Below are 22,655 nucleotides of genomic sequence, written 5' to 3' on the forward strand. Positions count from 1 at the left end.
AATTGCCAAAAAAATTCCTTAGTGGAACATTTTTGGCTATACTTCAACTATAAAAACTTATCTATATTTTAAAGGCAACATGATTTGAAAGAGACCTTATTTATCGTAACATTTGGAGTTTTAATCTATCTAGGTTTTGCAACTATCTTTGGTGATAGTGGGCTTATAGGAAGCTATGGTGCTGTTTTTGCTTCATATAACCATGAATATTTCGGATATATATCTTACATATATTTAATATCTTTTTTAATACCTCTATATTTTCTTTACAGAAATACTTCATTTAATCTTAGAAAGCTAGAAGTAACTACAGCTTCATTTTTGTTGTTTTTCTCTTTTCTTTTAGCCCAGGCATTACTTGTTGATAATGAATTAAGAGGAAAGATAGGTGCTGATTTTGTTGACTTTTTGGTTCAATATATTGGACTTTTTGGACTTTGGACTTTTTGGTTTATAATTATTTCTGTTTCTACTTTGATTCTTTTAGATAAAAATATGGAAGAGTTAACATCTGCATTTGCAAAACTACTTAAAAGTGCTATGCCTACTCCAAAACCCCAAATAAATTTTCAAGAGGCAGATAGTCTTGATAGTGAATATGACAAGCCGGCATATTTGAGAAAAAGTGATGATACAGAGTTTTTAAAGGTACAAGAAGAAGATATTTGGAAAGTAGAAGATCTCCCGCAAACTAAAAAAGTTGTACCAGCAAAACCAGAAAAGCGTATTCAAGAGGAAATACTTGAAGAAAAAATAACAACCAATACATCACATACAATATTGGAAATAGCATCAAAAGTTAAAGAACAGAAAAACGCTCTTATCGTAGATGAATTAGAAGAAAATGCTAAACTTTTAGAGAGTATAGAAAAAGGTGAAGTTGAAAAACCAAAGAACTTTACTCTTCCCTCCGTAAATTTTTTACAAAAAGCGAGTTCAACATCTCATAGTGTTGACGAGAGTGAAGTAGATGACAAAATACGTTACTTGATAGAAAAACTAGCTCACTTCAAGATTGAAGGTGATGTTGTAAGAACGTATGCAGGCCCTGTTGTATCTACTTTTGAGTTTAAGCCGGCTGCAAATGTAAAAGTGTCAAGGATTTTAAACCTTCAAGATGATTTAGCAATGGCATTAAGTGCTGAAAGCATTAGAATACAAGCACCAATTCCAGGGAAAGATGTTGTAGGTATAGAGATACCAAATGCAACCGTTGATACTATTTACTTAAGAGATTTACTTGATTCTAAACTCTTTAAAGAATCCTCATCCCCGTTAACGATTGTTTTAGGTAAAGATATAGTTGGAAGACCATTTATAACTGATCTTAAAAAACTACCACATCTACTTATTGCCGGGACAACAGGAAGTGGCAAGAGTGTTGGTATAAACGCGATGATACTATCTTTACTTTATAAAAATTCACCTGATCAATTAAGATTATTGATGATTGATCCTAAGATGCTTGAATTCTCTATATATAATGATATTCCTCATCTTCTTACTCCTGTTATCACTAAGCCTAGGCAAGCTATAGTCGCTTTAAATAATATGGTTTCAGAGATGGAACGTCGTTATGAACTTATGAGTGAAAATAGAACTAAAAGTATAGAAAACTATAATGAAAAAGTGAAAAAAGAGGGTGGTGAACATTTTCCATATATAGTAGTTATTATTGATGAATTAGCTGATTTAATGATGACAAGCGGAAAAGATGTTGAACACTCAATCGCAAGACTGGCGCAGATGGCAAGAGCTTCAGGTATACATCTTGTTGTGGCTACACAAAGACCTTCAGTTGACGTTGTGACCGGGCTAATAAAAGCTAATTTGCCATCTCGAATCTCTTATAGAGTAGGGCAAAAAGTAGATAGTAAAATCATCTTGGACCAACAGGGGGCTGAGTCTCTTTTAGGCAAAGGAGATATGTTGTTTACTCCTCCGGGCTCTGTGGGATTAGTCCGTCTTCATGCGCCTTGGAGTACAGAAGAAGAGATAGAAAATATTGTAGAGTTTATAAAATCTCAAAGAGCACCAAACTACGATAAAAGCTTTTTACTTGAAGAAACAGAAGGTGAAAGTAGTTCTAAGAGTGAAACATATGAAGAACTTGACCAACTTTACGAAGAAGCTAAGAGTGTCATACTTTCAGATAGAAAGACATCTATTTCATATTTGCAGAGAAAGCTTCAAATAGGGTATAACCGATCGGCCAGAATAATTGAGCAGCTAGAGGGAGAGGGTATCTTATCTTCTCCAAATTCTAAAGGTATACGTGAAATACTCTAATGACTAAGGCACATTTAGTTTTTACAAAGTACCATAATTCTTACAGTGTGCATGTAAAAAACCTTGAAAAATTGACAGTACCTGAAATACAAATTTGGGAAAAATTTGTATATGATAGAAAAGGTATCTTTGATTTTAGCTCATATACATTTGTTATTCAAAAAAGATTAGAATTTAATGATTTTGTTGCTTTGCTTAAAAGTCTTAATATAGAAGCCAGATGCGAAGAATATATACGTGAAGTTAAATCTCAGCCAAGAGTTGGTTTTGGACAGTATAAAGGTATGCAATATAGTGATCTTGCTGATTCATATATGATCTGGTTAAAAACAAACTATAGAGGTTATGACAGAGAATTGATAGATGCAGAGTTAAAAAAAAGAAATTTATAACTCTTTAGGACTAATCATATTTTGTGGAACTACCCACTCTTTAAATTCTTCTTCTGTTAATAGTTCCAGAGATAGTGCAGCTTCTAGTAGGGTTGAACCATCCTTATGAGCTTTCTTAGCAATTTTTGTAGCATTGTCATAACCTATGTAAGGATTCAGTGCTGTTACGAGCATAAGTGATTCATCTCTTAGTTTTGCTATACGCTCTTCATTGGCAGTTATTCCTACTATACATCTATCTGTAAAGCTTTTGCATCCATCACTTAGTAGACGTATTGATTGAAGTAGATTGTAAATCATTACAGGTTTAAACACATTTAGCTCAAAATGGCCATTAGAACCTGCAACAGAAATAGTAGTATGGTTTCCCATTACTTGTGCAGATATCATTGTGAGAGCTTCACTTTGTGTAGGATTAACCTTTCCTGGCATAATAGACGAGCCTGGCTCATTTTCAGCCAGAGAAATCTCTCCGATGCCACATCTCGGCCCAGAAGCTAAAAAGCGAATATCATTAGCGATCTTCATTATACTAACAGCGGTTGTATTTAGTGCTCCACTAGCTTCAACTATAGCATCGTGAGCAGCGAGTGCTTCAAACTTATTTTCTGCAGTAATAAATGCAATCTTAGTAGTTTTTGCTACTTGGGTGGCAAAGGCAACATCAAATCCCTTAATAGAGTTAATCCCCGTACCAACAGCAGTACCGCCTTGAGCAAGTTGATAGAGAGCAGGAAGTATAGCTTCAACTCTACGTATAGAGTTGGCTACTTGTGCCGTATATCCTGAAAATTCTTGACCTAGTGTTATTGGAGTGGCATCTTGAGTATGAGTTCTACCGATTTTAACTATATGATTAAATGATTTTGATTTTTTATCTAGTTCAACGTACATATGCTTTAAAGATGGTAATAATTTATGTGTAATTTCTTCAACTGCCGCTATATGCATAGCTGTAGGAAATACATCATTGGAAGATTGCCCCATATTACAATGATCATTAGGATGTACAGGATCTTTTGAACCAATGACTCCACCGAGAATCTCTATGGCACGATTTGAAATCACTTCATTTGTATTCATGTTACTTTGAGTACCAGAACCAGTTTGCCAAATAGATAAAGGAAAATGCTCATAAAGTTTACCTTCCATAACTTCACTAGAAGCTTCCATGATAGCAGTTGCAATATCAGCATCTAGAACGCCAAAATCCATATTAACTTTTGCTGCAGAGTGTTTAACTATTGCTAAAGCTCGTATAAGAGGCTTTGGCATAGTTTCTATACCTATGGGAAAATTAATCAATGAGCGAGCAGACTGTGCTCCATAATACATATTTGATGAAACCTGTAGTTCACCAAATGAATCGCTTTCAAGTCTAAATGATTTCATTATAATTTCCTTGTTGAATATATAAAGTAAATAGTAGCATAAAAAAATACATCTAAAGTAGTTCTGTATATCTGCTTTGAGTCTAAACAGTGTTACTAAAGTAAACATATTGTATAGTTATGGCGATATTTTTGTGTAGAAACGTAACACTGTTTATTTTGACTTTATATATTTGGTTATAATCTTTTTAAATTAAAAAACAGGAATCACTATGTCATTTATTGAAGATTATAAAGCACATGTAACTGAGAGAGAAGCTCTTGGTGTACCACCACTTCCACTTACAGCTGAACAAACAGCAGAAGTAATTGAATTAATTAAAAGTAACTGTACAGATGAGTTACTAGATCTTATTACAAACCGCGTATCACCAGGTGTTGATGATGCTGCATATGTAAAAGCTGCTTTTTTAAATGATGTTGCATCTGAAAAAGTAACTGTTAATGGTATCGCTCCTGCTCATGCAGCTAAAATCATGGGCATGATGCTAGGTGGCTATAATGTTAAACCACTAGTAGACTGTTTAACTTCTGCAAACAGCGAAGTTGTTGAAGCTGCAAAAGAAGCATTAAAGCATACATTACTTGTATATGATGCATTCAATGATGTTGAAGAGTTACATAAATCTGGTAATGCTGCAGCTACTGAAGTAATGACTTCATGGGCAAACGCTGAGTGGTTTACTTCTAAACCAGAGTTAGCTGAGGAAATCACAATAACAGTTTACAAAGTCCCTGGTGAAACAAATACAGACGATCTTTCTCCAGCATCTGAAGCATTTACTCGCTCTGATATTCCAGTTCATGCAAACTCAATGCTTCAATCAAAAATGGAGAATCCACTTAATACAATAATGTCTCTTAAAGAAAAAGGTCATACAATTGCTTACGTTGGTGACGTAGTTGGTACAGGTTCATCTCGTAAATCTGGTGTTAACTCTGTTCAATGGCATATGGGTGATGATATCCCAGGTGTACCCAATAAGCGCACTGGTGGTGTTGTTATTGGTGGTATTATCGCTCCAATTTTCTTTGCAACTTGTGAAGATTCTGGTGCATTACCATTAGAGATGGATGTAACTGCTATGGAAACAGGTGACGTTGTTACTGTTTATCCTTATAAAGGTGAAGCACATAAAAATGGTTCTTGTGTAGCTACATTCAAACTAAACCCTAATACTATTACTGACGAAGTTCGTGCTGGTGGTCGTATTCCATTAATTATCGGTCGTGGTTTAACTGCAAAAGCTCGCGCTGTTCTTGGTCTTGGTGCATCTGATGCATTCTTAACAGCAGAGCAACCAGCTGATAGTGGCAAAGGTTATACTTTAGCTCAAAAAATGGTAGGAAAAGCTTGTGGAATGGAAGGTGTTCGTCCAGGTATGTATGTTGAGCCTGTTACAACTACAGTTGGTTCTCAAGATACTACTGGTCCTATGACTCGTGATGAGATTAAAGAGCTTGCAGCTCTAGGTTTCTCAGCTGATTTAGTTATGCAGTCTTTTTGTCATACAGCGGCTTATCCAAAACCGTCTGATGTTGTAATGCACCACACGCTTCCAGATTTTATCTCTAACCGTTCAGGTGTAGCTTTACGTCCAGGTGATGGTGTTATCCACTCTTGGTTAAATCGCTTGACTCTTCCAGATACTGTTGGAACAGGTGCGGATAGTCATACACGTTTCCCAATCGGTATCTCTTTCCCAGGTGGTTCAGGTATCGTTGCATTTGCTGGTGTTACTGGTTCTATGCCTCTTACTATGCCAGAATCAGTTCTTGTGCGTTTCAAAGGTGAATTACAACCTGGTATCACTCTTCGTGACCTTGTAAATGCTATTCCTTACTATGCAATCAAAGAAGGTCTTTTGACTGTTGAGAAAAAAGGTAAGAAAAACATATTCAACGGACGTATCTTAGAGATTGAAGGTCTTCCTGATCTTAAAGCTGAGCAAGCGTTTGAATTATCCGATGCTTCTGCTGAGCGTTCTGCTGCTGCATGTACTGTATTGTTAAATGATGCACCGGTAATAGAATACTTAAAATCTAATATTGTATTAATTGAGTCTATGATAGAAGATGGTTATTCAGATGCTCGTACACTACAACGTCGTGCAGACAGAATGAAAGAATGGGTAGCTAACCCGTCTTTAATGCAACCAGATGCTGATGCAGAGTATGCAGCAGTTATTGAAATAGATCTTAATGAAGTAACAGAGCCTATCTTAGCTTGTCCTAATGATCCGGATAATGTTAAGCTTTTAAGTGAAGTTGCTGGTGAAAAAATTGATGAAGTATTCTTAGGTTCTTGTATGACTAACATTGGTCACTATCGTGCAGCTGGTGAAGTTATGCGTGGAGAAGGTAAGCATGGTGTTGAGAAATTCTGGATTGTGCCACCAACTCGTATGGATGAGCAACAACTTATTAACGAAGGTTACTATGATGTATTTAATGCTATTGAAGCAACTACAGAGGTGCCAGGATGTTCTTTATGTATGGGTAACCAAGCAAGTGCTCGTGTTGACTCAACAGTATTTTCGACATCAACTCGTAACTTTGACAACCGTTTAGGTAAAGGTACTCAAGTTTATCTTGGTTCTGCAGAACTTGCAGCAGTATGTTCTAAGCTTGGTCGTATACCAACAGTTGAAGAGTATATGGACATTGTTCCTGCTAAGATTGCTGGAAAAGAAGCAGATATATATAAATATCTAAACTTTAATGAAATTAAAGATTATAAACTTGAAGAGCGTACAGTTGCTCAAGAAAAATATGGCGTAACTATCAAAGCTGTATAGTTAAAACTTTATAAACGACGCAGAGATTGCGTCGTTTATTTATTTTATTTTAATCCCTGATAATATCAAATTCTAAAGGATACTTTGGAACAAAAATCTCTTTATTGATTTCTTCATTTTGTTTTTGGTTGTTAAACACTATTTTTACTTTATTTTCAAACTCATCTATATAAGATATTGATTTTATAATTTTATTATTGGTAGTTATAGTAAATTTAGACTCTTTATAGTTTGCTTCATATTTATCTTTTTCTATCTCTTTCGCATTTTGTATCATGTTGAAAAAATCTAAACTAGCATCTATCTTTCTGATAATTACTTGCTCGATCTCCGGCTCTATTACCGTTACATTAAATCTATTTATATACACATCTTTTTTTATGGGTTGTATGTAGTTCCAAACAGCATTTTGTGGCTTAGATGCTATTATATGGCCCTTATAGACTAAAGATTTGTTCTTATCATCAGTAACGCTTTGTGTAAAATCAGCTTCAAATGAATTCAGATTGTCAAAAGAAGCAAAACTTAGTGAAAAAGATAGCAATAATGTAAAAATATGTTTCATTGTAGTTCCTTATATTGGAAATTATATCTAAGAGACTGTTTACATATTAATTAGTATTAATTTTTAATAGTTTCATTTTTAAATTTATGCAAATTATAACTATTACTATGCTAGAATAAGAGCAATTTCAGTGACTACTATATAGTAAGTTATATAGTGGTCTATAACAAGGTTGAGAATGCTACAGGCATTAATGGGTAAGATTTTTGGTACATCAAATGATCGCGAATTAAAAAAATATTCTAAAAGAGTTAGCAATATCAATGCTTTAGAAGCTAAGTATGAAGTTCTAAGTGATGATGAATTAAAAGAAGCGTTTTCAGAGCTAAAAAACAGTGTTTTAAATGAAGAGAAAACTTTAACAGATGTTTTAGAAGACTCTTTTGCTATTACAAGAGAAGTCGGTAAAAGAGTTCTGAATATGAGACACTTTGATGTTCAGCTCATCGGCGGTATGGCTTTACATGAAGGCAGAATTGCAGAGATGAAGACAGGTGAGGGTAAAACACTTGTAGCTACTCTTGCTATAGTTTTAAATGCTATGACAGGCAAAGGTGTGCATTTAGTAACAGTAAATGACTACCTAGCATCTAGAGATGCTTCTGAAATGGGAACTCTATATAACTTTTTAGGGTTTAGTGTTGGAACTGTACTAGAGAGTAACTCTGAGCCGCAACAAAAGATAGAAGCATATAATTGTGATATTACATATGGTACAAATAACGAGTTTGGATTTGATTACCTAAGAGATAATATGAGTTATTCAGCGGATCAAATGGCTCAAAGAAATCACAACTTTGTAATAGTAGATGAAGTTGATAGTATTTTAATTGATGAAGCTAGAACTCCACTTATTATCTCTGGACCGACCAATAGAACTATGCAAGACTACTCAGATGCTAATACTATTGCTATGCAATTGGTAAAAGATGAGCATTTTACGGTAGATGAAAAAGATAAAGTTGTTCTTATTACTGAGGATGGTATTACTAAAGCGGAAGAACTTTTTGGTGTTGAAAATCTTTACAGTGTAGAAAACTCTTCTCTTCCGCATGCACTTGATCAAGCTTTAAAAGCTAACTATCTTTTTGAAAAAGATGTTGATTATGTTATCAATAATGGTGAAGTTGTAATCGTTGATGAATTTACAGGTAGACTAAGTGAAGGTCGTCGTTTTAGTGAAGGGCTTCATCAAGCTCTTGAAGCAAAAGAAAAAGTACAAATAAAAGAAGAGACCCAGACTCTAGCAGACATCACTTTCCAAAACTACTTTAGAATGTATGATAAATTAGCAGGGATGACAGGTACTGCTGAGACTGAAGCGACTGAGTTTTCTCAGATTTATTCTCTTGATGTTGTGTCTATTCCAACAAATATTCCTGTTACGCGAGCTGACTTAAATGATCTTATCTATAAAACAGAAGGTGAAAAATTCAATGCAGTAATAGAAACTATTAAAAAACTATCAAAAACAGGTCAGCCAGTTTTAATCGGTACAGCATCTATTGAAAAGTCTGAAGTTTTACACGAAGTTCTTAAAAAAGAGAAGATAGCTCATACGGTCTTGAATGCTAAAAATCATGCTCAAGAGGGTGAAATAATAAAAAATGCCGGTTCTAAAGGTGCTGTTACAATCGCTACAAATATGGCTGGTCGTGGTGTTGATATTAAAGTAAATGAAGAAGTAAAAGCTCTTGGCGGGCTTTATATAATCGGTACAGAGAGACATGAGAATCGTCGTATTGATAATCAGCTTCGTGGTCGTTCTGGCCGTCAAGGTGATGCCGGTACTACACAATTTTACCTATCTTTAGAAGATAACTTACTCCGTATTTTTGGCTCTGACAAGATTAAATCTATTATGGAAAGACTTGGCGTTGAAGATGGTGAGTATATTGAATCTAAAATGGTTACTCGTGCAGTTGAAAAAGCTCAGATGAAAGTTGAAAATATGCACTACGAGGGTAGAAAGCAGATTGTTGAGTATGATGATGTCGCAAATGAGCAAAGAAAAATTGTATATAAGTTTAGAAATCAGCTTCTTGACAAAGAATTTGACATAATTTCAAAAATTGATGATATTAGAGTTGAGTATGTAGATAATATATTAAATACATGCGATATATTTGATGGTGGAGCAAAAGAAGATTTCAATCTTAAAAAACTATCGGAAATTTTAAAAGAAGAAATTAATCTTGATGTTAATGTTGATGATTATGCAAATTTAGAATTTGAAGAACTTCAATATAGTTTAACTGATGTAATTAAAAAATCATATGACAATAAGATGAGTGTTCTTGAAGAAGAGATTCAGAACGACATTGCAAGAGAGCTTTACTTAAAAGAGCTAGATAGTGCTTGGAGAGAGCATTTGTATGCTATGGATAACATGAAAACAGGTATTAGACTTCGTGCATATAATCAAAAAGATCCACTAGTAGAATATAAAAAAGAGAGCTTCAACCTTTTTACTGAGCTTATTAAAGATATTAAATTTAATACTATTAAAACTCTTCAAATAATCCAGTTTAGAATGGATTCTCCAGAAGAAGAAGCTGCTGAAGTTGCGCAGCAATTAGAGATGCAAAGAAGATTTGATGAAGCAGCTAGACAATTAAATCATAAACTACAAGAAGATGAGTCATCTGTAAAGAAAGTTGCTAGAAATGAGTCTTGTCCATGTGGAAGCGGTAAAAAATACAAACAATGCTGCGGTAAAAGTGGCCCTAAAAAAGGTATTTTTGCTTCTTGAAAACATCAATAGTACCTTATTTAGTCAAGCGTTTTTTACGCTTTGACAATGAACAGCCATTTATATTTCTCTCCGCGTTACTTGCCTTTTTAGGTATTACTCTTGGTGTTATGGTACTTCTTATTGCCATGGCACTTATGAATGGTTTCGATAAAGAGTTCAAGAAAAAGCTTACAATTATGAACTACCCATTAACTGTTATACCTAAATTTTATGGCGCAGTTAACGAAGATCTTCTGATAGATTTAGAAAGCAGATTCCCAGAATTAAAATTCAGTCCTTATGTTCAATCAGCTGTAATGGCTAGAAGTGGTACTAAACTAGAAGGTGGCTATATCTTTGGTATAAACTTTAAAGATGAGGCAAAAGTCAATAGTGTTTTGGGTGAAGCTATAGAAAAAAGCAGTTTTTCGAAATTTGATGTATTAATCGGTAAGAGCTTAAAAGATGAGTTCAACCTATATACCGATGATAAATTGATGTATATCTTTACTCATGTTGAACCTGGAGGATTGTCTATTACTCCAAAAATAAAAAGATTTAAAGTAAAAGGCATCTTTGATTCTGGACTTAGTGCTTATGATAAAGCATACAGTTACACAACACTATCTTCTATGCAATCGATGCTTGGTATACCTTCTAATCAATATGATGGAATCCATGTCTTTTCAAATGATCCTCACGCTGATATAGTAAAAATCAAAGAAATTCTTCCTGTTAGTGTAACAGTAAAAGGCTGGTGGGAAGATAATGTTAACTTTTTTGCAGCTCTTGAATTGGAAAAAGCTTCTCTTTTTATTGTTTTAATGCTTATTATTTTAATAGCAGCCATCAATATAATCTCTTCACTTTTGATGACAGTTATGAATAGAAGAAGTGAGATAGCTCTTCTGCTTTCTCTTGGTGCTACAACTGCAGAAATAAAAAAAGTGTTCTTATATCTTGGTATTGTGATTGGAGTTAGCGGCATCTTGGCAGGAATAGTTTTTGGCATGGGTGGTTTATGGATTTTAAGTACTTTTGACATAGTTTCTCTTCCAAAAGACGTTTATCCAACTACAACACTTCCTCTTGATCTTAGTATTAAAGATTTTATACTAATAGTCAGTGGAGCATTTGTAATTGTAATTGCTTCATCATTCTATCCTGCTAAAAAAGCAAGTGAAGTAGATATCTTAACTGTTTTAAGAAATGAGTAGAGAAGCTTACTCTTTCACTTCTTTTCTTCTTTTTCTTTTTCAAATAGATGAAAAGGTAGAAGGAGAGTTCTTTTAATAATATTCAGTGGAGCTACAACGATATCTTTTGCAATTAAACTCTTTACATCCGGATTATTTAACTTACCGCTTATTCTCATAGATGTTGATATGCTGTCTTCTCCTAAGAGTATGTAGCCAACAACAGGTATTTTTGAAATACTACTTCCTAAATCTGTTTTTAGGTTTAGTTTTATGTCTATGTTATTTTTAACAAAACTAGCGGTTCCTCTACCGACAATATCCATTTCTTTTGAATCAAGAGAAATGTCACTTATATCAAACACATCATCTTTAGAATGAAAGTTTATATATGCACTTTTAACTTCTAAGCCATTTTTACTATAGCCTGGTATGGAGAAAGTTACAAGAGATGGTATTGTATTTACAAATGCTAAAACATTATTTAAAACCTTATAGTCAATAATAGTAGTATTTTTTACATGCATTAAGCCGTTGTAGTCTTCTGTTGAGCCAGCCATGGAAAAAGATAGTTTTCCGCCTTTAAAGTCTGATAGAGCAAATAGTTTATCCATGAACTCATCATTGAAATCATCCCCATAAAGATAAAACTTACCATCTTTTAGCTCAAAACCTGCATTTCCATTTTTATGTTTTAATTGAGCACTTACTATATTTTTGAAATACTGCAGATGCATATTGTCTGATATAGCGTGTCTATCATTACTTATATATAGGTAGCAATCTTTTGAATTAAAGATGATGTTTTTGCCCTGCGATGAACTTGAGTTTCTATCCTTTACATAGTTTAGGATTTCATCTAAATTTATCCCTATTTTATTTGCTGTAACTTTAATCTCTTCGCTTACTTGAACATCTACAGAACTATTTATGTTTAAGAAGATATCTTTAGTTTTATTATCAATATATCCTCTGATTATATAATTTTCTATTGGCTTGTTCTGCAGAGTTAGAAGCTTATATGGATATTTTGTATTTGCTGAAAATTGGATGTTTTTATCTGTAGAGTTTTTATAAAGAGTAAAGTCACCATTAGTTACATTGTAATCTTGTAAAAGTTTTGATTTGACAGCTATATTTTTTAGTGAATTAAATTTTAATTTCCAGCCTCTGTCTTTTAGTGTGAATTGTGCATTGAAATTCTTAGCTTCTATCTCAGTTTTTTTTATATTCGACATCACATTAAGCTCTATAGCATCGCCAGAAGAAAATATTTCTCCTAAGTCTTTGTTTTTAAACTTTAGTTTTTTTAGTCTTATTGTTCCTGCTTCATCTTTAAATATGTATTTGGCACTGAATTTTGCATCTGCTAAGTCTTTAATTTTTACTGTAGAATTTATAACTCTAAACTCTTCTTGTCCAATCTCTATAACTGTGTCACCAAGTGCATAGTCTAAATTATTGGCATTGAGTCTAATTTTATCGTTTGAAGTAACTATAAGCTTTTCATCATATTTAACCTTTAGAGATGCACTTGACTGATCCATTTCTACATCATGAAGTGTAAATTTTAATAGGTCAACATCTAAGTCAGCTTTGATAGGATTAAGTGAAAAAGTACCTGAAGCGTAAGCAGAAGCAATATTTTCTACACTTAAAGGTGTAGTCGGTATCTGCGCTACAAGAGTTTTTAAGTCAAAAGGGATAGTAGCCCTGTCTACATTGACATCTTTGCCTTTAAATAGCCATGAAGAGTTCTCAACATCTATAGTATCTTGTTTGTTTGAAATTTCATAAGCTACTTTTAGTGGTGTTTTTCTTTTTTTCAGACTAAGACCTATCTCCTTAAAGTTTACATCTTGAACATCAAAGTCTATTGTTCCCTCATTTTTCTTTGCATTAAACCTTACATCAACATCCGCTGTTGCTATATTCTTATATTTTGAGTGCATCTTGTCTATCTTAACATCATAGTTGTGCAAAAATATACGTGCATTAAATATATCTATATCAAGCCCAAGGTAATTGAAATTTGCCTTTTTTGTAAAGAAATCACCTTTGGCGGTAACATCTATATTTCTAAGTCCTACTTCTATCTTGAGGTTTGTATCTACGTTGCCACTGTTTTGTAAAAAAGGAAGATCTATTTTGTATGTGTGCAATAGGTTTAGCAGGTCTTTGTTAACCTTGCCTTCGAAGAGTAAAAAGAGGGTTAATAGTTCTTCTTTTTTAGAAAAATCAATCTTTAACCAACTTTTATTCAAATAAAAACCATATTGATAAGCATCTTTTGGTCTAATAAACAGTATCCCATCTTTAAATTCAAGTTCAGTTTTTTTAGTAATGACTGCTTCTAGTTTTGGGTTGTATCTGTATTCTAGATTATTAGCAATTGCTAATACATGTAAATTTTTTAAAGCTTTAGCTAAATTGTCAAACTCAATCCAGCCGTAAGCACTTTTAAGTTCTATATCCGATATTTTTATTGCATCATAAACCCAATATTTAACCTCTTTTGGCATCCCCAGCATCTCAATGGTGTGTTTAATACTCTTTATATTCTCTTTTGAGTCTATTTTATAAGAGAGCTTTTCTTTATCAGCGAGCGCATATACTGTTAGATTTATATCGTTGTTTATATTTATATTTAGAGCAGACAGTATTTCCATATTGTAGTAACTGTCAAATATTATATTTCCATTTATTTTTATTTTTCGTTTGTAATCATGAAACTCTTCTATTTTTGCATTAAAGTAGTGAGATTCAAAAAATAGTGAGCTACGAAATGAAAAATCTTTCGATGAGGCACTTAAGAAGCCTTCTTGTCCATCTATATATTTAAATGAAGCATTGATATTATTAAAGATTATTTTATTTACTTCAATCCTTTCAAACCAGTTGTCAAACAGAAGAAGTGATTTAAAGAACTTATTTACCTGTTCTGTTCCAATTTTAGTATTGGTTTTTTTTGAATTTTTGATTATTTTAGCTTCTTGGATGCTAATGTTTAATTTTTCATTCCATTTAATGTATAATTTCTTAATTTGAAGATTTGGCAAAGAGATATTTTGTATATAAACGCCATTTTGTAACAATATAAATAAAAGAGAAAGTGTTAAAAAGATGAATGATAAAGCGCTAACTATAGTGAAGTGGAGTTTTGAAATAGTATTGATTATTATTTTATCGTTCATGTATTACCTAAATCAGCCTGTGAGAACCCAGAAAGTGGTATTTATACCAAGTGGTTCTATAAATCAGATTATAACACAATTGCGTGAGAGAAATTATAATGTAAGTAAATTAGACTCATTACTTTTGAGACTAATTGGTTCTCCTCAAAGTGGCTGGATAGACATGGGAGATAACTATAGCAGTAGAGGTGATTTTCTATATAAACTGACAACTGCAAAAGCAGCACTTCAAAAAGTAACACTTATTCCAGGTGAGACAACATATATGTTTTTAAATGAGTTGTCACAAAAGTTACTGTTGGATAGAGAAAAATTAGAAAGCGAATATCTAAGACAGACAAATCAACTAGAAGGTGCCTTGGTTCCGAATACCTATAAAATGCCAATAGGTATTACCGAAAGAGAGTTGATTAGAATTCTTCTATATAACTCACATAATCAAATGAAAGATTTGTCACTTAAGCTATTTGGAACGTATAATGAGAAGAAATGGTTTCATTTTGTAGCAATTGCATCTGTAATCCAGAAAGAATCTGCTAATATTGAGGAAATGCCACTGGTTAGTTCCGTTATTTACAACCGAATTAAAAAAGGCATGAAACTTCAGATGGATGGAACTCTAAACTATGGTGAATACTCTCATATAAAGATAACTCCTAAGAGAATAAGAGAAGATGATAGCATCTATAATACCTACAAAAACAGGGGTGTTCCAGAGATTCCAGTATGTAATGTTAGCTTTGATGCAATAAGAGCTGCTGTCTTTCCAGCAAATACAGACTACCTATATTTTATGAAATCTAAGAGTGGAGGGCATGATTTTTCATGTAACTATTCTACACATTTAAGCAATATAAAGCATGTTACGAAATGAAACAAAACAGAAATATAAGTGATTCTTTTGAGAAGCTAACCACATATTATTTATCTTAGTGTTATGATTGTCGTGTAAGTTTTAGTGGGCTTTAATCCATCATAAAACAAAATATTAACCTAAGGACAGAAAATGTCAAAAATAATTTGGTCAAAAATTGATGAAGCACCAGCTTTAGCAACATATTCGTTATTACCAATCGTAAATGCTTTCACAAAAGCAGCAGGCGTTGAAGTAGTTACTAGTGATATTTCACTAGCAGGTAGAGTTTTAGCTGCAATGGGTCTTGCAGAAGATGAACTTTCAAAACTAGGTGAAGTTGTTTTACAAGAAGATGGAAACATTATTAAGCTTCCAAATGTATCAGCATCTGTTGGTCAACTTAAAGATTGTATTGCAGAGCTTCAAGGACAAGGTTATGATATCCCTAACTTCCCTGAAAATCCAGCAAATGCCGATGAAGAAGCAACTAGAGCTAAATACAACACTTGCTTAGGTTCAGCTGTTAATCCAGTTTTACGTGAAGGAAATTCAGATAGACGTGCTGCAGTGGCTGTTAAAAAGTTTGCTCAGAAAAACCCTCATAAACTTAGAGCATTCCCAGAAAATCCAAAGTCTTATGTTGCACACATGGAAGGTAATGGAGATTTCTACGGAAATGAGCAGTCTATTACTATGGATAAAGACCAAAAAGTAACTATCGCTTTAAATGGTAAAGAGCTAGGAAGCATTAACGCAATTGACAAAGAAGTTTTAGACGGAACATTTATGTCTAAAGCTAAATTTAGAACATTTATCCAAAAAACAATTGATGATGCAAAAACAAATAATGTTTTATGGTCAATTCACTTAAAAGCAACAATGATGAAAATTTCTGACCCTATTATGTTCGGTCATGCTTTTGAAGTATTTTTTCAAGGTGTATTTACAAAATATGCAGATGTATTTGCATCATTAAATGTAAACCCTAACCAAGGTATGAGTGACTTAGAAAAGAAAATTGCTGGTCATGCTCAAGAAGCAGAGATTAAAGCAGCTTTCCAAGCGGTAGTTGAATCTGATAACCCAGAAATCGCAATGGTTGATTCTGATAAAGGTACAACTAACTTTAATGCTTCAAATGATGTAATTATTGATGCTTCTATGCCAGTTGTAGTAAGAGAAGGTGGTAAGCAGTGGAATAGAAATGGTGATGCTAAAGAGTGTGTTGCAGTTATTCCTGATTCTACTTATGGTATGTTTCATGCAGAAATGTTAGCTGATTGTGTTAAAAATGGTCAATATGATGTTGCTACTATGGGTTCTATGGCTAATGTTGGTCTTATGGCTCAAAAAGCAGAAGAGTATGGCTCTCACCCAACTACGTTTGAACTAGCAGAAGGTGGAAAAGTGACTGTTACTGCTGAAGATGGTACAGAGCTTATGACATTTGATGTTGAAGCTGGAGATATCTGGAGAATGAGTAGAGCTAAAGATATTCCTATTAAAGACTGGGTAAGACTAGCAGCTGAAAGAGGAAGACTTGAAGGTGTTCCAGTAATTTTCTGGTTAGATAAAAACAGAGCTCACGATGCCCAGATGATTAAAAAAGTAAACACTTACTTAGCAGATAATGACACAGCTGGTTTAGATATTCAAATTATGGATATAACTGCTGCGACTAGATTTACTAATGCAAGAGTAAGAGAAGGTAAAAATACTATTGCTGTAACAGGAAATGTATTAAGAGATCACCTAACAGACATGTACCCAATTTTAGAACTTGGAACATCTGCTAAAATGCTTTCAATCGTTCCATTATTAGCTGGTGGAGGACTGTATGAGACTGGTGCTGGTGGATCTGCTCCAAAACATGTTGACCAATTCTTGAGCGAAGGTCACCTTCGTTGGGATTCTTTAGGAGAATTTTTAGCACTTGCTGAATCTTTACGTTTCTTAGGTAACAAACACTCTGATTCAAAACTTGCTGCACTAACAGCAGCACTTGATGTTGCAAATGATAGTTATTTAGATAACAACAAAGAGCCTTCAAGAAAGTGTGGTGAGCCAGATAACAAAGCTTCTCACTTCTTTGTTGCTCAATATTGGGCTAAAGCACTTAGCACTGGTGACAATGCTGAGTTAGCTGCTAAATTTGCTCCAGTAGCAAAAGCACTTATAGAAAATGAAAATACTATTATTGCTGAGCTATTAGCTGCTGAAGGTAAAGCTCAAGATATTGGTGGTTACTTTCATCCAGATGATGCTAAAGCTGAAGCTGCGATGAGACCATCTGCTACTTTAAATGCTATAATTAACGCAATATAGTTTTAAGGCATGTTTATAGAGAGTTTTGAACTCTCTATAGCAAACACTCAAAGGTTAAAGCAAGATATAACCTTTAATTGTTTACTATAAAAATAATAAAGTAAAAAGGGGTACCATGAGAGGTAAAAGAGTAGGAATTGTAGGTGTAGGTAATGTCGGTTCATCAGTAGCATATTCTTTGGCGATGAGTGGCTCTTGTCATGAAGTTATTTTAAGAGCTCACGACGTTGATAAAGCAAGAGGAAAAGCCTTAGATTTATCACAAGCCGCACAAGCTGCTAGAAAGCATACAGTTATTACTGTAGCAGAGACACTTGAAGATGTAAAAGATTGTGATGTTGTTGTTATTACAGCCGGAAGTCCAAGACTTCCTGGTATGAGTAGAGATGATTTACTAATTAAAAATGCTCAAATCATGAAAGATGTAATGCATGTAATAAAAGTTTCATCGCCAAATGCTGTTATTATTCCTGTGTCAAATCCACTTGATGCTATGGTTTACGTTGCTTTAAAAGAGACAGGTTGGGACAGAAGTAGAGTTATTGGAATGGCAGGAATCTTAGACAGTGCAAGAATGGCTCACTTTGTATATGAGAAACTAGGCTATGGAGCAGGACAGATTAGATGTTCTGTTATGGGTGGTCATGGTGATGACATGGTTCCACTACCAAGATTTTCAACTGTTGCCGGTGTTCCTCTAACTGACCTTTTAACTTGGGATGAGATTAACGAAATAGTTGAGAAGACTAAAAAAGGCGGGGCAGAGATAGTTGGATTACTTAAAGATGGTAGTGCTTACTATGCACCAGCAAAAGCGACCGCACTTATGGTTGAAGCTGTACTTACTGATATGAAGCAAATTTATCCATGTGCTGTTATGCTTGATGGTGAATATGGCTATAGTGATGTTGTAAGTGGAGTTCCAGTTATGATAGGTGCTCGCGGTGTTGAAAAAGTTATTGAAGCTAACTTGAATGATGACCAAGATAGAAAATTTGCTAAATCAGTTGGAAGTGTAAAAGAACTAATCGACGCTCTATATGCAAATAACTTTTACGCTGAATAACCTATAGAGCTACTTTTAGTAGCTCTAACTCACTAAAATCTTCTTACATCCTTGTTTCATTATGTAACTATATAAATCACTAGTTTTGTTTCCATATGTAGCAGTATTAAACTGATTTAAGTTTAAGAAGAACTCTCAAACTTAAGTTTAACCTTACATCTGTTACTTTATCTTATTACTTAAGGTAATCTTTAAAATTAATCTAATTAATGGAGTGTTAAATGGATAATATTTCAACAGATGTGCTTATTGTTGGTGGAGGTCCTTCAGGCCTTGCAACAGCAATATCTTTAGCAGATAAGCTAAAGCAGCGAGGTGAAAATAAAAAAATAATGCTGATTGAAAAGGGTAGCTCAATTGGATCACATATACTTTCAGGTGCTGTAATAAGACCACAAGTATTTCAGCATCTATTAACAACTGGAGAGTTTGATGGCATACCATTTGATTCAATAGTTGGTGCAGATGAAGTTGCAAAATTAAATGATAATGACACACAAATAGTTCTCCCATTTCATCCACCATACATGTCAAATGAAGGTAATTACATAGCGTCTTTGGGGCAAGTATGTAAATATTTAGCTACTTTGGCCCAAGATAGAGGTGTTGAGATTTATACTGGTTTTGCTGTAGATTCAGTAGTGTATGATAGTAATAATAAGGTTATAGGCGTAAAAACAAAAGATACTGGTGTTGATCATCATGGTGTAAAGCAAAAAAACTTTCAAGAAGGTACAACTGTAAACGCCAGTATAACTGTATTTGCTGAGGGGACTAGAGGTTCTGCAGTTAAAACAGTAATCGAGAAACTGAACTTAGATGCTGGTAAAAACCCTCAAATCTATTCTTTGGGCGTAAAAGAGATATGGAGTATTCCAGAAGGCAATATAAAAGCCGGAGAAGTTAAGCATACTTTTGGTTATCCATTAAGAGATAAAGAAGAGTTTGGCGGTGGATTTATCTATGGAATGACAGAAAATAGAGTCGCAGTTGGGCTTGTAGTCGGACTTGATTATCAAGATCCGTCTTTTGACGTTCATGCAGCTATGCAGGTTTGGAAGACTCATCCATATGTTTCAAAGATTCTTGAAGGTGGCTCAGTCCTTGAAGCTGGTGCAAAAACACTACCTGAGGGTGGTTGGAACTCGGTACCAAAATATTACGCTGACAACATGATGATAGTCGGTGATAGTGCAGGTTTTTTAAGCACTGCAAGATTGAAAGGTGTTCATTTAGCTGTTAGATCTGGCATCTGTGCAGCTACTGCGGCTGCTGAAGCACTTGTAAAAAATGATACAAGTAAAGCCTCTTTATCCAGATATGAAGAACTGGTAAACAGCAGTTCTATATATACAGAGCTGTATCCAATTAGAAATATGAGAGCAGTAATGCAAGATGGAATGCTCTTGGGTGGACTGAAAATGGGTGTTCAGCTGATTACTGGCGGTGCTTGTTTAATGGTTCCAAAAGTTGAAGATGATTATATTACAACTAAAAAAATCAATGAATTTTCTATACAACCTTTTAATGAAAGATTTGCCGATAAGCTTGAGTACGATAAAAAACTTACATTTGATAAGGTTACAACAGTTTACTACTCAAAAGCGATGCACGATGAAATTCAACCAGTTCATTTAGTTGTAAATAACAAAGAACAGTTTAATTCCTCAAACATAAATGAGTATGGTTTAGCAGAAGCTTCTATGTGTCCTGCAGAGGTTTATGAACTTCATGTTGATAAGAAGAGTGGTAATAAATCACTTAGAATTCATGCTGAAAATTGTGTTCACTGTAAAACTTGCGATATTAAATCGCCTAACAGTGGAATTACTTGGACTACACCTTATGGTGGTGACGGTCCAGACTATAACTTTATGTAAAGTACAAAGGAATAAAACATGGCTTTAACAATAATCAGTTTAATGAAACAGGTACCACTACCCTCTGAGATGAGAATGGGTGACGATGGTTTAATGGATAGAACTAAAGCAAAATCTATTATAAATATAGATTGTGGATACGCTTTGGAAGCTGGGCTTCAAATGAAGGTTGACAATCCAGATGCCAAACTTATAGTGTGCTCAATGGGACCACCATCTTTTGACGTATCCCTTAAAAAAGCTATCTCTATGGGGTATGATGAAGCATATCTTTTAAGTGATAGAAGACTAGGCGGGTCAGATACTTATGCTACAGGTTTAGCAATTTCAACTATGCTTAAGCATTTGGGTTTTGGAAAAGGATTAAATGAAGACTTTATAATTGTTGCAGGACGTCAAACTAGTGATGGAGATACAGCACATGTCCCATCACAAGTTGCTGAAAATATGGGAATTCCTCAGGCTACATTTATAGAAGTTGCAAAATTAACGGACAGACATATAGAAGCAAAGAGAATTATTGAAGGTGGCTATCAGATGATGAGACTACCGCTTCCTTGTACTCTTTCTTTTACTCCAACTGGAATTAGCCCTAGACGGGTCTCTTTGAGTGGTGCTGTAAAAGCAAGAAATGTTAATGTAACAGTGTTCAATATAGATGATATCAATTTAAGTGATGAGAAGATTGGTCTTAGCGGATCTCCAACTATTGTTGCAAAAGTAGCAAATATTGTAAGCGAGAGAGCACCTATTAAAATGTGTGAAGGTCATAATGAAGCTGAGTTAGTGTCTAGCTTGATTGAAAATATGAAATCTGGAAAAAATACAATTGAAGTAAAAGAGAAGAAAACTGCTAAAGAGAAAAAAAGACCAGAAGGTTTCAAAGAAGTTGATTTTAGAAACGGGGCATCTGGTATATTAACTTGGGCGGAAGTTGTAAACGGAAAGATATCAAGACCTTCTTTGGAGCTTTTGACACCTGCTAGAAATCTGGCATCTGATCTTGGAGATAACACAAAAGTTATGACGCTTCTTATAGGCAAAGATATCTCAGAATTAGCAAAAGAGCTTATTGCTCATGGAGCGGATGAAGTTATAACTGTTGAAGATGAGAAACTTGAAGAGTATAGAATACTACCTTTTTCATCGATATTTGCCCAAGTAATTAAAGAAAAAAATCCAGAAATAGCACTCTTTGCAGCTACAACAGCCGGTCGTGAGTTAGCTCCTAGAATTGGCGTTAAAACTCAAGGCGGTGTTACAGCAGATTGTACAGCTCTTGAAATTGGAGAACATTATGATAGAAAAAATAAAATTATATATTCTCCAATCTTAGAATCAAGAAGACCAACTTACGGTGAGTCTAAGCTTGCAACGATTTTAGGATTTGTATGTCCTCAAATATCTACAGCTCGTGCTGGTACCTTTGAAGTGCCAACACCAGATGCAAGTAGAAAAGGATCTGTCCTAGAGTTTGTGCCACTATTAACAGACGATGATTTTGTAACTGAAATTATTGAGACAGTAAGAGGTGAGGGTGGATTGCAAAATCTATTTGAAGCTGATGTAATTATAGCTGGCGGTAGAGGTACAGTTGGGGATGATATGCAGCTTATTAAAGATTTAGCAGCTGCACTTACTGCAAAAGGTATTAACGCAGAATGGGCAGTAAGTCGTCCGGTTGTTGATGAAGGTTTAGCTGAGTATGCAAGACAGGTAGGTCAAACTGGTAAAACTGTAAGACCTAAGGTATATATTGCTATTGGTATCAGTGGTGCGGTTCAGCATATTGCAGGCATGAAAGAGGCTGAAACTATTGTAGCGATTAATCATCATCCAAAAGAAACAATATTTGCTAATGCTGATTTTGGAATCCTAGGTGAATATGAAGATTTATTACCGGAACTTATAGAAAAAGTTAATTCAGGTTTTACATTTGGGCTTGAAGTAAAATAAAAAATAAAGGAGA

The 22,655-nt window shown here is 34.3% G+C and carries 13 protein-coding genes; 10 read left to right on the forward strand and 3 right to left on the reverse strand.

Annotation, left to right across the window (positions count from 1 at the left end; genetic code table 11):
* Positions 1 to 84: 84 nt before the first annotated feature.
* Both SMGD1_RS13235 and SMGD1_RS13240 read left to right on the forward strand, forming a co-directional pair.
* Positions 85 to 2,289 carry a DNA translocase FtsK gene (locus tag SMGD1_RS13235; RefSeq protein WP_008337221.1) on the forward strand — a complete coding sequence of 735 codons (2,205 nt, stop codon included), beginning with the start codon at positions 85 to 87 and terminating at the stop codon, positions 2,287 to 2,289.
* On the forward strand, positions 2,289 to 2,681 hold the full coding sequence (locus SMGD1_RS13240) for a hypothetical protein (RefSeq protein WP_039920038.1): 393 nt from the start codon (positions 2,289 to 2,291) through the stop codon (positions 2,679 to 2,681). Before SMGD1_RS13235 ends, SMGD1_RS13240 begins: the two co-directional genes overlap by 1 nt.
* Here the strand turns inward: SMGD1_RS13240 and fumC are convergent.
* Complete coding sequence (fumC, locus tag SMGD1_RS13245) at positions 2,676 to 4,073, reverse strand: class II fumarate hydratase (RefSeq protein WP_008337541.1); 1,398 nt, start codon at positions 4,071 to 4,073, stop codon at positions 2,676 to 2,678. The two genes, SMGD1_RS13240 and fumC, sit on opposite strands and share 6 nt — an antisense overlap.
* A 211-nt stretch (positions 4,074 to 4,284) precedes the next feature.
* On the opposite strand from fumC, the gene acnB reads away from it, so the two are divergent.
* On the forward strand, positions 4,285 to 6,870 hold the full coding sequence (gene acnB / locus SMGD1_RS13250) for a bifunctional aconitate hydratase 2/2-methylisocitrate dehydratase (RefSeq protein WP_008337218.1): 2,586 nt from the start codon (positions 4,285 to 4,287) through the stop codon (positions 6,868 to 6,870).
* A 49-nt stretch (positions 6,871 to 6,919) separates the two neighbouring features.
* On the opposite strand, the gene lolA is transcribed toward acnB, so the two are convergent.
* The gene (lolA, locus tag SMGD1_RS13255; protein ID WP_008337515.1) at positions 6,920 to 7,435 is read right to left on the reverse strand and encodes a LolA-like outer membrane lipoprotein chaperone; all 516 of its coding nucleotides are present in this window, start codon (positions 7,433 to 7,435) and stop codon (positions 6,920 to 6,922) included.
* Between the two features lie 178 nt (positions 7,436 to 7,613).
* On the opposite strand from lolA, the gene secA reads away from it, so the two are divergent.
* A complete protein-coding gene (gene secA / locus SMGD1_RS13260) occupies positions 7,614 to 10,187 on the forward strand; it encodes a preprotein translocase subunit SecA (protein WP_008337594.1) in 2,574 nt (857 codons plus the stop codon).
* The gene (locus SMGD1_RS13265; RefSeq protein ID WP_008337452.1) at positions 10,184 to 11,386 is read left to right on the forward strand and encodes an ABC transporter permease; all 1,203 of its coding nucleotides are present in this window, start codon (positions 10,184 to 10,186) and stop codon (positions 11,384 to 11,386) included. The genes secA and SMGD1_RS13265 overlap by 4 nt, the downstream gene beginning before the upstream one ends.
* A gap of 14 nt (positions 11,387 to 11,400) precedes the next feature.
* Here the strand turns inward: SMGD1_RS13265 and SMGD1_RS13270 are convergent, their stop codons facing one another.
* Positions 11,401 to 14,559 (reverse strand): YhdP family protein, encoded by a 3,159-nt coding sequence (locus tag SMGD1_RS13270; protein ID WP_008337394.1) that lies wholly within the window; start codon positions 14,557 to 14,559, stop codon positions 11,401 to 11,403.
* Between SMGD1_RS13270 and mltG the strand changes: the two genes are divergently transcribed.
* The 5 genes from mltG to SMGD1_RS13295 all read left to right on the forward strand — a co-directional run bounded on the left by mltG (position 14,489) and on the right by SMGD1_RS13295 (position 22,642).
* The gene (mltG, locus tag SMGD1_RS13275; protein WP_050752156.1) at positions 14,489 to 15,433 is read left to right on the forward strand and encodes an endolytic transglycosylase MltG; all 945 of its coding nucleotides are present in this window, start codon (positions 14,489 to 14,491) and stop codon (positions 15,431 to 15,433) included. The two genes, SMGD1_RS13270 and mltG, sit on opposite strands and share 71 nt — an antisense overlap.
* Positions 15,434 to 15,565: 132 nt before the next feature.
* Complete coding sequence (locus SMGD1_RS13280) at positions 15,566 to 17,740, forward strand: NADP-dependent isocitrate dehydrogenase (RefSeq protein WP_008337496.1); 2,175 nt, start codon at positions 15,566 to 15,568, stop codon at positions 17,738 to 17,740.
* 115 nt (positions 17,741 to 17,855) lie between these two features.
* On the forward strand, positions 17,856 to 18,806 hold the full coding sequence (locus SMGD1_RS13285) for a malate dehydrogenase (RefSeq protein ID WP_008337516.1): 951 nt from the start codon (positions 17,856 to 17,858) through the stop codon (positions 18,804 to 18,806).
* A gap of 221 nt (positions 18,807 to 19,027) precedes the next feature.
* Positions 19,028 to 20,686, forward strand: a complete 1,659-nt coding sequence (locus tag SMGD1_RS13290; protein ID WP_008337275.1) for an electron transfer flavoprotein-ubiquinone oxidoreductase — start codon at positions 19,028 to 19,030, stop codon at positions 20,684 to 20,686.
* Positions 20,687 to 20,704: 18 nt separating this feature from the next.
* A complete protein-coding gene (locus tag SMGD1_RS13295) occupies positions 20,705 to 22,642 on the forward strand; it encodes an FAD-binding protein (protein WP_008337415.1) in 1,938 nt (645 codons plus the stop codon).
* Positions 22,643 to 22,655: the final 13 nt, after the last annotated feature.

The sequence above is a fragment of the Sulfurimonas gotlandica GD1 genome, assembly GCF_000242915.1.
GTDB classification, from domain to species: domain Bacteria; phylum Campylobacterota; class Campylobacteria; order Campylobacterales; family Sulfurimonadaceae; genus Sulfurimonas; species Sulfurimonas gotlandica.